Annotated in this window: 11 protein-coding genes; 7 read left to right on the top strand and 4 right to left on the bottom strand. The window is 38.2% G+C overall.

Annotated features, from left to right (window positions below):
- Nucleotides 1-69: 69 nt before the first annotated feature.
- The 7 genes from rpsM to dnaK all read left to right on the top strand — a co-directional run bounded on the left by rpsM (nt 70) and on the right by dnaK (nt 6,583).
- Entirely contained in the window at nt 70-447 is a 378-nt protein-coding gene (rpsM, locus tag ACR2F3_RS09750; RefSeq protein WP_432709790.1) for a 30S ribosomal protein S13, read from the top strand.
- Nucleotides 448-468: 21 nt separating this feature from the next.
- Nucleotides 469-858 carry a 30S ribosomal protein S11 gene (gene rpsK / locus ACR2F3_RS09755; protein ID WP_090992910.1) on the top strand — a complete coding sequence of 130 codons (390 nt, stop codon included), beginning with the start codon at nt 469-471 and terminating at the stop codon, nt 856-858.
- 64 nt (nt 859-922) lie between these two features.
- Nucleotides 923-1,531: a 30S ribosomal protein S4 gene (rpsD, locus tag ACR2F3_RS09760; RefSeq protein WP_432709791.1), complete on the top strand. Its 609-nt coding sequence runs from the start codon at nt 923-925 to the stop codon at nt 1,529-1,531.
- Between the two features lie 83 nt (nt 1,532-1,614).
- Entirely contained in the window at nt 1,615-2,607 is a 993-nt protein-coding gene (locus tag ACR2F3_RS09765) for a DNA-directed RNA polymerase subunit alpha (RefSeq protein WP_196859750.1), read from the top strand.
- Between the two features lie 80 nt (nt 2,608-2,687).
- Nucleotides 2,688-3,215, top strand: coding sequence for a 50S ribosomal protein L17 (gene rplQ / locus ACR2F3_RS09770; protein WP_432709792.1), 528 nt, complete (start codon nt 2,688-2,690; stop codon nt 3,213-3,215).
- 105 nt (nt 3,216-3,320) lie between these two features.
- Nucleotides 3,321-4,517: a class I SAM-dependent methyltransferase gene (locus ACR2F3_RS09775; RefSeq protein WP_432709793.1), complete on the top strand. Its 1,197-nt coding sequence runs from the start codon at nt 3,321-3,323 to the stop codon at nt 4,515-4,517.
- A gap of 149 nt (nt 4,518-4,666) precedes the next feature.
- Complete coding sequence (gene dnaK, locus ACR2F3_RS09780; protein ID WP_432709794.1) at nt 4,667-6,583, top strand: molecular chaperone DnaK; 1,917 nt, start codon at nt 4,667-4,669, stop codon at nt 6,581-6,583.
- Nucleotides 6,584-6,651: 68 nt separating this feature from the next.
- Here the strand turns inward: dnaK and ACR2F3_RS09785 are convergent, their stop codons facing one another.
- From ACR2F3_RS09785 to ACR2F3_RS09800, 4 genes are all read right to left on the bottom strand, one after another.
- The gene (locus ACR2F3_RS09785) at nt 6,652-7,551 is read right to left on the bottom strand and encodes a nucleotidyltransferase family protein (protein ID WP_432709795.1); all 900 of its coding nucleotides are present in this window, start codon (nt 7,549-7,551) and stop codon (nt 6,652-6,654) included.
- Between the two features lie 96 nt (nt 7,552-7,647).
- Nucleotides 7,648-9,204: a helicase HerA-like domain-containing protein gene (locus ACR2F3_RS09790; protein WP_432709796.1), complete on the bottom strand. Its 1,557-nt coding sequence runs from the start codon at nt 9,202-9,204 to the stop codon at nt 7,648-7,650.
- A gap of 147 nt (nt 9,205-9,351) precedes the next feature.
- Nucleotides 9,352-10,464: a M42 family metallopeptidase gene (locus tag ACR2F3_RS09795; protein WP_432709797.1), complete on the bottom strand. Its 1,113-nt coding sequence runs from the start codon at nt 10,462-10,464 to the stop codon at nt 9,352-9,354.
- Between the two features lie 86 nt (nt 10,465-10,550).
- The coding region (locus tag ACR2F3_RS09800; protein ID WP_432709798.1) for an MFS transporter at nt 10,551-10,891 on the bottom strand (341 nt) is incomplete at its 5' end.

Here is a 10,891-nt window from a genome sequence, read left to right on the forward strand (position 1 = left end):
TATGATTAGATTGAATGTTCAGGTTATTCAATCTGTCGTTTAATCAAATAATCAACATTAGTATAAAATATGGCAAGGATATCAGGTATTGATTTACCAAGAAACAAAAGAGGCGAAATAGGATTAACCTACATCTTCGGAGTAGGCAGATCTACTGCACAACGTATATTGACGGAAGCAGGTATCGATTTAAACAAAAAAGTACAAGATTGGTCTGATGATGAGTTATCGGCTATCCGTACAATTATCAACGACCAGATTAAAGTAGAAGGTGCTTTACGTTCAGAGGTTCAGTTGAATATTAAGCGTTTAATGGATATTGGCTGTTACCGTGGTTTACGTCATAGAAAAGGATTGCCAGTACGTGGTCAACGTACTAAGAACAATTCTCGTACTCGTAAAGGCAAGAGAAAAACAGTTGCTAACAAGAAAAAAGCTACTAAATAATATTAGTATCGAAGTATAATTATGGCTAAAAGTAAAAAAGTAACCAAAAAGCGTATTGTTGTTGTTGAGTCTGTAGGACAGGCACATATCAATGCTACTTTTAACAATATCATTGTTACCTTAACAAATAACAACGGTCAAACCATATCATGGTCTTCAGCAGGTAAAATGGGATTTAAGGGTTCTAAAAAGAACACTCCATACGCTGCAGGTCAAGCTGCATCTGATTGCGGTAAGGTAGCATTTGATTTAGGTCTACGTAAAGTAGAAGTTTTTGTAAAAGGTCCAGGTTCAGGCCGCGAGTCTGCAATTAGAACATTGCAAGTAGCTGGTATTGAAGTAACCTCTATCAAAGATATCACCCCGCTTCCTCACAATGGATGTCGCCCTCCTAAGAAGAGAAGAGTTTAATATTTAATTTTTAAAGCTAAGAGTCTGCAGCTTAAGGTTGCACGATACTTTAAAACAAAAAGAAATGGCAAGATATACAGGACCGAAGTCCAAAATCGCGCGTAAATTCAGAGAGCCAATTTTCGGCCCTGATAAAGTTTTAGACAGAAAAAATTACCCTCCTGGACAGCACGGTGCTTCCAAAAGAAGAGGTAAACAATCTGAATACGCTATTCAGTTAATGGAAAAACAAAAAGTTAAATATACTTATGGTGTATTAGAACGTCAATTCCGTAACTTGTTCACAAGAGCGTCAGCCCGAGAAGGTATTACAGGTGATAATTTATTACAATTATTAGAAGCCCGTTTAGATAATACAGTATATAGATTGGGTATTGCAACTACACGTTCAGCTGCACGTCAGTTAGTTAGCCATAAACACGTAACAGTGAATGGTGAAGTGGTAAATATTCCATCATATCAATTAAAAGCCGGAGATGTTATTGCAGTTCGTGAGAAATCAAAAACATTAGAAGCAATAACGAACTCAGTTGCTGGTAGAACAATCAATAAATTCAATTGGTTAGATTGGAATGCAAGTGAACTTACTGGTAAGTTCTTAGCTTATCCAAACCGCGATGAGATTCCGGAAAACATTAAAGAAAACCTGATAATAGAGTTATACTCTAAGTAATCATACTAAATTAACTGCCTTAATATTAGGGCAGTTAATTTTTTGCGTTACAAAAAATTAATAACGATCTAAAAACATTATAAATGGCAATTTTAGCATTTCAGAAACCCGATAAGGTCATCATGCAGAAATCAACTGATTTCGATGGTACATTTGAATTTCGTCCTTTAGAGCCCGGCTTCGGTGTAACAATTGGTAATGCCTTAAGAAGGATTTTACTTTCTTCACTCGAAGGTTTTGCCATTACAAGTATTCGTTTTTCTGGAGTATCCCATGAGTTTTCTACGATGAAAGGTGTTGTGGAAGATTTAACTGAAATCATTCTTAGTTTAAAACAAGTTCGTTTTAAAAAAGTTGGTGATGTTGGTGACTCTGAAAAGATTTTTATCATCGTAAATGGCCAAGATCAGTTTAAAGCAGGTGACATCACTAAATTCTCAAGTAACTTTGAGGTTTTAAATCCTGATTTAGTGATTTGCAATATGGAAAAAACAGTCACTTTAGAGGTAGAATTAACTATCAATAAAGGACGTGGTTATGTTCCTGCAGAAGAGAATAAAGTTAATGACGCTGTTGTTGGTGTGATCGCTATCGATTCGATTTACACGCCAATGAAAAATGTTAAATATACGATTGAAAACTATCGTGTAGAACAAAAAACGGATTACGAAAAGTTAATTTTAGATATCTCTACTGATGGGTCAATTCATCCTGAAGAAGCTCTGAAAGAAGCTGCAAAAATCTTGATTCAACACTTTATGTTATTCTCAGATGAGAATCTTGTATTGGAGTCTCAAGCTAAAGAAGAAACTAAAGAAGTTGATGAGGAAATTCTGCATATGCGTAAAATTCTTAAAACTGAATTAGTTGATTTAGATCTTTCAGTTCGTGCTTTAAACTGCTTAAAAGCTGCTGATATTCGCACGTTAGCTGATTTAGTATCTTATGATGTAGCTGATATGTTAAAATTCAGAAACTTCGGTAAGAAATCATTGACTGAGATTCAGGAATTGGTTAAATCTAAGAGTTTATCTTTTGGAATGAACCTTTCTAAATTTAAGTTAGACGAAGAATAATACAACAAATTATATATTGTTAATCGTGTGTAATTCCCTCTGTTAAATCAAGAGACGGTACACACCGAATAAATTCAAAAATGAGACACGGTAAAAAAGGAAACCACTTAGGCAGAACAGATTCACATCGTAAAGCGATGTTAGCTAACATGGCTTCATCACTTATTAAACACAAAAGAATCTCTACTACATTAGCAAAAGCTAAAGCTTTACGTATGTATGTTGAGCCTTTAATTACAAAATCTAAAACTGATACTACACATTCTCGTCGTATCGTTTTTAGTTATTTGCAAGATAAAGATACGGTTACTGAGTTGTTCCGTGATGTAGCTGCAAAAGTTGCTACTCGTCCAGGTGGTTACACAAGGATCATTAAATTAAACAATCGTTTAGGTGATAACGCTGAAATGGCATTAATTGAGTTGGTTGATTACAACGAAGTTTATGGTAAAGAAGCAGAAGTTGCTGAAAAGAAAACCACTCGTCGTGGTAGAAGTAAAGCCAAAAAAGCTGATGCTCCTGCTGCTGAAGCGGCTACTGAAACTGCAGTTGAAGAAACTCCAGCTACAGATGCTCCTGCTGAAGGTGAAACGACCAAAGAAGCGTAGTTATAATAACTTTGTTTTCAAAACATATAAAAGCCCTGCTGTAATCCAGCAGGGCTTTTTGCATATGTGATTTTAATTTACTTTTGTCCTTTAATAATATTTAGCATGTCTACAACAACATCATTGCAAGAATTTGAAACCGCGATTAATTCTTCACTAATAGATGGCACGTTTCTAAAGCTGTCACTCGGTAATTACAAGGGGCCAGAAAAGGATCTTAAGAATATCTATGTTAGGGTTATTCAAGTTAAGCGTGCTAATAAGCTTTCTTTTACTTACAGGTATAAGACAAGGGATATCGTTAAAAACTATAGTTATGAGGAAGGTGTAGCACTTGTTATGACGCAAATTGTTAATGGGTTTGCCATGTCAACTTTATTTACCTCCAAGATGGATTTATCTCTTGTTCAAAAAAGGGACGGGTTAGGGTATGAACTCATTACTAAGCCAGCCTCTTTGAATTTGCAGCCATCGCTTTCGCATAACAAGGAAAAAGTAAGACTTGTGAATGCAGATATTCAAAAGAAATATCTGCATGAACTTAACATTACCGATGCTAAAGGTGAGGTGTTTAAAAATGCTCAGGATAAATACAAACAAATCAACCAATATATCTCCTTGTTGAGTCCATTATTACAGAATTTTAAAGACCAGGAACTTCAACATGTAGTAGATATGGGTTCAGGTAAAGGTTATCTTACTTTTGCTTTTTATGACTATCTTATAAATGTTTTGAAACTTAATACTCGGGTAACTGGGGTAGAGTATCGGCCAGATTTGGTGGAACTTTGTAATCGTATAGCTGTCAATTCTGGTTTTAATGGCTTGCGCTTTCAGGAAGGCACTATCCAGGATTATGAGGCCGAAAGAATAGACTTACTTATTGCCTTGCATGCCTGTGATACTGCCACTGATGATGCGATATTTAAAGGTATAACGGCTGGTGCCAGATTAATAGTTGTGGCACCCTGCTGTCATAAACAGATACGACGTGAAATGACAGCATCCAAAGTTAAGAATGAACTGAGCTATATTACCAAATATGGTATCTTTTTGGAGCGACAGGCAGAAATGGTAACAGATGGTATCAGAGCATTGATCCTGAATTATTTTGGGTATGAGACTAAAGTAATGGAATTCGTTTCAGGTGTTCATACACCAAAAAATGTTCTGGTGGTTGGAATTAAACAACGAGAAGATGATGCTAAAAAATTGGAAGTATTAGAAAAAATAAAAGCAGCCAAAGCTTATTTCGGAATCGGTCATCATTACCTGGAACGTCTATTCAATTTACCATCTTAATCTGTCAACGTGTCAGCAGCGTAATTAGAAAACGTTATATTTTAATATATATAGCTTATTATCGCCACAAAATTCTGCCAAATGAATATTGGCACAACCCTTGATTAACTCGTCCTATCGAATAAGTAAAACATTAAAGATATAATAAAATGGGAAAAATAATTGGTATAGACTTAGGAACAACGAATTCTTGCGTTTCCGTAATGGAAGGTAACGAACCTGTAGTTATAGCCAACAGTGAAGGTAAACGTACAACGCCGTCTATTGTTGCATTCGCAGAGAACGGTGAAAGAAAAGTAGGTGAGCCGGCTAAACGTCAGGCAATTACCAATCCAACAAAGACGATTTATTCAATTAAACGCTTTATGGGAAGTAGCTTCGCAGAAGTTGCTAAAGAAGTAGGACGTGTTCCTTATAAAGTTGTTAAAGGCGACAACAATACACCTCGTGTAGAAATCGACGATCGTAAATATACTCCACAAGAGATATCTGCAATGATTTTGCAGAAAATGAAAAAAACCGCGGAAGACTTTTTAGGTCAGGAAGTAACAGAAGCAGTTATTACTGTTCCTGCATATTTCAATGACGCACAACGTCAGGCTACTAAAGAGGCAGGTGAAATTGCTGGTTTAACGGTAAAACGTATCATCAATGAGCCTACTGCTGCTGCATTAGCTTACGGATTAGACAAAGCTCACCGCGATATGAAAATTGTTGTTTTCGATTGTGGTGGTGGTACTCATGACGTTTCTGTATTAGAATTAGGTGACGGTGTCTTCGAGGTTAAATCTACAGACGGTGATACACACTTAGGTGGAGATGATTTTGACCACATCATTATCGAATGGTTGGCTGCAGAATTTAAAAATGAAAATGGCATGGACCTTCACCAAGATCCTATGGCATTACAACGTTTAAAAGAAGCTGCTGAGAAAGCTAAAATTGAATTATCGAGCACAACTTCTACAGAAATCAACTTACCATATATCACTGCTGACGCATCAGGACCTAAACACTTAGTTAGAACCCTTAGCCGTGCTAAATTTGAGCAATTAGCTAGTGATTTAATTAAACGTACTATTGATCCATGTAAATCAGCATTGAAAAATGCCGGTTTAAAAACTTCTGATATCGATGAAATTATCTTAGTTGGTGGTTCAACTCGTATGCCTGCTATTCAGGAAGCGGTTAAAGCTTTTTTCGGTAAAGAGCCTTCTAAAGGTGTTAACCCTGATGAGGTTGTAGCAATTGGTGCTGCTATTCAAGGTGGTGTTTTAACAGGAGAAGTAAAAGATGTATTGTTATTAGATGTTACCCCACTTTCTTTAGGTATTGAAACTATGGGTGGTGTAATGACTAAATTAATTGAAGCCAATACAACTATTCCTTCTAAAAAAGCAGAGACTTTCTCTACTGCTGCTGATAACCAGCCATCTGTTGAGATCCACATCTTACAAGGTGAGCGCCCAATGGCTGCACAAAACCGTACCATCGGACGTTTTATCTTAGACGGTATTCCACCAGCTCCACGTGGTGTTCCTCAAATTGAAGTAGCGTTTGATATTGATGCAAACGGTATCTTACACGTAAGTGCAAAAGATAAAGCTACTGGTAAAGAACAAAAAATCCGTATTGAAGCTTCATCTGGTTTAACTGACGAAGAAATCAAGAAAATGAAAGAAGAAGCAGAGCAAAATGCTGAATCTGACAGAATTCAAAAAGAAGAAGCTGATAAAATCAACAGTGCTGATGCATTGATCTTCTCTACTGAAAAACAATTGAAAGAATTCGGTGACAAAATTTCTGAAAGTAAAAAAGCGCCTATTGAAGAAAACTTGAAAAAGTTGAAAGATGCGCATGCTGCTAGAAACTTTGCTGATATCGATGCTGCTCAGGTAGCACTTCAAGCTGCTTGGAATGAAGCATCTGAAGAGATGTACAAAGCAGGTCAGGACGGTTCTGCACCAACTGACGGCGCTGCTGGTCAACCTACAGGTGATCAAGCTGCTGGTGGTGACAATGTTACTGATGTTGACTTCGAAGAAGTAAAAGACGACAAAAAATAAGCTGTCGTAACTCCATAAAAAAGAGCCTTGATTTATCAAGGCTCTTTTTTTATGCTCAAAAAGCTAAACTAGTTCCATAAATTCTCTGGGTATACGCCATCTTTCACTAACTGGTCTATGCTCGCCTGTACAATAGGTTTATCTTCCTTGTAAGTAACACCAAACCATTTGCTATCCGTTGGAATTACTTTAAAAGCTGCTGCGTTAGATTTTACTAAATGCTCCGCCACCAATGGAATGAAAAACTCTGCCTTAGGGTTTTCTTTGTTGTCCATTGCAAAAGTTCTGAATAAATCTTCTGTGGTTTTGAATACCTCCGGTGTAAAACCCCAGAAATTCATTGATACGCGGGTGTCAATATCAAGGGGATATGTTTTCTCATCTTCCTCATAAACAATATGGTCACCTTCTTTAAACACTTTGGTGCGTTCCACAATTTCCTCCAGGTTACCGGCGCTATCTACCTTACAAACACCACGCGATACAGCACCATATTCAGATAAGGTCTTTCCAATTTCATAACCAATCATAGCGTAGTTGCTGCCATTAACTTCGTTATTTAAAAAGTCAACCATTTTCTGGTAGGCATCCAAACCGTAAAAGTCATCGGCATTAATTACGCAAAATGGTTCTTTAATGGTATTTCTGGCCGAAAGAATTGCATGGGCGGTTCCCCATGGTTTTGCTCTTTCTATTTCTTCATCGATTCCAAATTGTTTAAGATCAAAGTTTTGGAATACATAATCAGTTTCTATTTTGCCATTTAATTTTGGTTCGAATATCGATTTAAAGTTTTCTACAAACTCTTCTTTGATGATAAAAACTACTTTTCCGAAGCCAGCTTTTATCGCATCATAAATTGAATAATCAATTATCGTTTCTCCATTAGGCCCGAAGCCATCAATTTGTTTCATGCTGCCATAGCGACTTGCCATGCCTGCGGCTAATATTAGTAAGGTAGGTTTCATTAAAAAAGTTTAAAAATTAAAATTGATCGTTCGTAAAAGTAGAAAAAATAAATTATTTAAAGAAGTTATTTGCCGTTTTTAGAGGAGTAAATCTCCTTAGATACCGAAAAAACCCTTGTTTTTCCTGCTACGTGTTTTTTTCCCAATTAGCATGCCAAAAAGACCGCGTACTATTTCTTTCCCTATTTGCCTGGTAATGGTAGCACCCATCACCTGTTCAACCATACTTTTCTCTCCTTTTTTCTGAACAGGGGTGACCTTCATATCTTTTGCTGCATCTTGCGCTTCAATTAACTCGTCATTTATTCTTTTGGTTAATAATTCATACGCACTTTCCGGATCAATGGTTTCCGCATATTTTGCGGTCATTGCACTATGATTGATCACGTTCTGGTAGTCAGCACTGCTTAACGGGCCCATCACAGAGCGGGGAGAGGCGAGCATGGTTGCCACCACTTCAGTTGGAATCCCTTTTTCATTTAAAACCGTTACTATGGCCTGTCCTGTACCCAGCGAGGTTAATACCTTATCTATTTCGTAGAAATCAGAGCGTGGATACGTGTTAACCGTTTTCTTTAATGCTTCTGCATCGTTAGGGGTAAACACCCTTAAGGCATGCTGCACCCGGTTGCCTAACTGCGAGAGAATATTAGAGGGAACATCAGTGGGCGACTGGGTGCAAAAGAAGATCCCTACGCCCTTCGATCTGATCAGACGGATAATCATATCAATCTGCTCCATAAAGGCCTTAGAAGAGTTTTTAAACAGTAAATGCGCTTCATCAAAAAAGAACACCAGTTTAGGTTTGTCCAGATCACCGGCTTCGGGAAGCTCGGTAAACAATTCAGCCAGTAAACTGAGTAAAAACGTAGAATAAAGTACTGGCTGGTTTTGAACATCGGCAATGTTTAGCAAGCTGATCACGCCTTTGCCATCGGTACGCTCAAACAGGTCTTCAATATCAAATGACCGCTCACCAAACATAGATCCCAGACCCTGCTGCTCTACAGTTACAATTTTCCTGAGTAAAGTGCCTGAGGTAGCGGTAGAAATTTTACCATAGTCTGCTTTAATCTCTTCCGCGCCAGCACCTTCTGATAAGTAAGAAACCAACTTTTTAAGGTCATTTAAATCAATAACAGGAAGCTTATGGTCATCAGCATATTTAAAGATTACTGATAATACTCCAGTCTGCGTTTCATTTAAATCTAATATCTTGGCCAGCAACACAGGGCCAAACTCCAGTACCGTTGCCCGCATTTGCGCACCCAATTTACCAGAGAGGGAGTAAAGTTCAATCGGAAAACCCATGGGCTCAAAAGTTCTACCTAACCCCGCCATTCGTTCTTCAATCTTCGCATTAGCAGTCCCAGCCTGGTTCAGGCCCGACAAATCACCTTTTACATCGAGCATAAACACCGGTACCCCGGCATCCGATAGTTGTTCGGCCAATAGCTGCAGTGTCCTGGTTTTTCCGGTCCCCGTAGCCCCGGCTACCAAACCATGACGGTTCATCATACGGAGTGGTAGGTTCACTTCTGCTTCTGCCTGTACCTGTCCATTTAGTATTCCGGCACCCAAATAAATAAAAGAGCCGCCTGGCTGGTACGATGCCTTTACTTTTTCAATGAAATTAATCCTTTGATCGCTCATAACTAGCTGTTTATATAAAAGTAATAAAAGTACAGCAGAACTAATAGCTACAAAAAAAGCGCGCCTGCATTTGCTGGCGCGCTTAAATTTTTTAATGGTTTTTAAAAATCCTGTAATGATTAGGATTAATTCCTCACCACACTGGAATTACTTCGTGTAGATAAAATTATGGTCCTTTTGAATATTCAAAAGCGAATGGTAGATCAGTCTGATCACATTATCCACATCTTCCTTGTGAATCATTTCTACTGTGGTATGCATGTAACGCAGCGGCAATGAAATCAATGCCGAAGGTACCCCTCCGTTGGAATAGGCAAAAGCATCAGTATCTGTACCTGTAGAACGGCTTGAGGCCTGGCGCTGGAATGGGATATTGTTTTGTTTAGCCGTTTCAATTAAAAGCTTATTTAAGTTTGTTTGCACTGCTGGTGCATAAGAAACCACTGGTCCTTTACCACAGGCCAGGTCACCCTGTGTAATCTTACTAATCATTGGTGTGGTGGTGTCATGTGTCACGTCGGTAATAATTGCCACATGTGGCTTGATGCGATGTGCAATCATTTCAGCACCACGCAAACCAATTTCTTCCTGCACAGAGTTCACAATGTATAAAGCGAAAGGAAGTTCCTTTTTATTCTCTTTTAATAACCTGGCTACTTCGGCAATCATAAAACCACCAGCACGGTTATCTAAAGCACGACCAACGTAATACCTGTCGTTTAAAACCATAAATTCGTCTTCGTAGGTAATAACACAACCTACATGGATGCCCAGGTTCTCAACTTCCTCTTTAGAGGTACATCCACAATCTAAAAAGATGTTTTTAATTGCTGGTGCTTCTTCTTTTTCACCACTGCGGGTATGTATAGCCGGCCAGCCGAAAACTGCCTGTACCATTCCATTTTCAGTGTGTATATTAACCCTTTTGGAAGGGGCTATCTGGTGATCAGAACCACCATTGCGTATCACATAAATTAAACCTTCTGGCGTAATGTAATTTACAAACCAGGAAATCTCATCTGCATGCGCTTCAATCACTACCCTGAATTCTGCTGTTGGGTTAATTACACCAACGGCAGTACCATAGTTGTCGATAAAACTTTCATCGATATAAGGTTTCAGATAATCCAGCCATAATTTCTGACCAGGATATTCAAATCCCGTAGGGGAAGGGTTATTAATATATTTTTCAAAAAACTGTACTGAGTTCTCGTTGACTACAGCAACATGTGGCTGTTTTTCGTCTTTCTTTTTAGTCATGTTCAATCTTTAATTATTAACAAATATATAAACAATCAGAGCTTAATTGCATAATGGCAAAGTCAAACAAACACACAGCAAATTAATTAAGCCAGGCTTTTCAATTTAGCGCTGTAAAACTTGTAGACGCAGATGTTCAATAAAATAACAACTGCGGCTCCATAGCAATAGACCGGCCACTGCCCTTTGTCCCAAAGCCATAAACCCATTGCCGAACCCATGGCTGCACCCACAAAACTAACCGACATAAAAATTGTGTTTAGTCGGTTACGTGCTTCGGGCACCAAGGCATAAATACGGGTCTGGTTAGTTACATGAATCGCTTGCTGGCCAATATCAATTAATATAATGCCTGCAACAAAAAGATAAAGCTGGCTGCCTGTAAAATAAAAAGCAGCAATGCTAATCAGTTGCATAACGAGGCCAA

It is taken from the genome of Pedobacter sp. (assembly GCF_045627485.1).
Classification (GTDB): Bacteria; Bacteroidota; Bacteroidia; order Sphingobacteriales; family Sphingobacteriaceae; genus Pedobacter.

Coding starts and splice junctions, on each gene's coding strand:
- rpsM (WP_432709790.1), top strand. CDS start 70: ATGGCAAGGATATCAGGTATTGATTTACCAAGAAACAAAAGAGGCGAA.
- rpsK (WP_090992910.1), top strand. CDS start 469: ATGGCTAAAAGTAAAAAAGTAACCAAAAAGCGTATTGTTGTTGTTGAG.
- rpsD (WP_432709791.1), top strand. CDS start 923: ATGGCAAGATATACAGGACCGAAGTCCAAAATCGCGCGTAAATTCAGA.
- ACR2F3_RS09765 (WP_196859750.1), top strand. CDS start 1,615: ATGGCAATTTTAGCATTTCAGAAACCCGATAAGGTCATCATGCAGAAA.
- rplQ (WP_432709792.1), top strand. CDS start 2,688: ATGAGACACGGTAAAAAAGGAAACCACTTAGGCAGAACAGATTCACAT.
- ACR2F3_RS09775 (WP_432709793.1), top strand. CDS start 3,321: ATGTCTACAACAACATCATTGCAAGAATTTGAAACCGCGATTAATTCT.
- dnaK (WP_432709794.1), top strand. CDS start 4,667: ATGGGAAAAATAATTGGTATAGACTTAGGAACAACGAATTCTTGCGTT.
- ACR2F3_RS09785 (WP_432709795.1), bottom strand. CDS start 7,551: ATGAAACCTACCTTACTAATATTAGCCGCAGGCATGGCAAGTCGCTAT.
- ACR2F3_RS09790 (WP_432709796.1), bottom strand. CDS start 9,204: ATGAGCGATCAAAGGATTAATTTCATTGAAAAAGTAAAGGCATCGTAC.
- ACR2F3_RS09795 (WP_432709797.1), bottom strand. CDS start 10,464: ATGACTAAAAAGAAAGACGAAAAACAGCCACATGTTGCTGTAGTCAAC.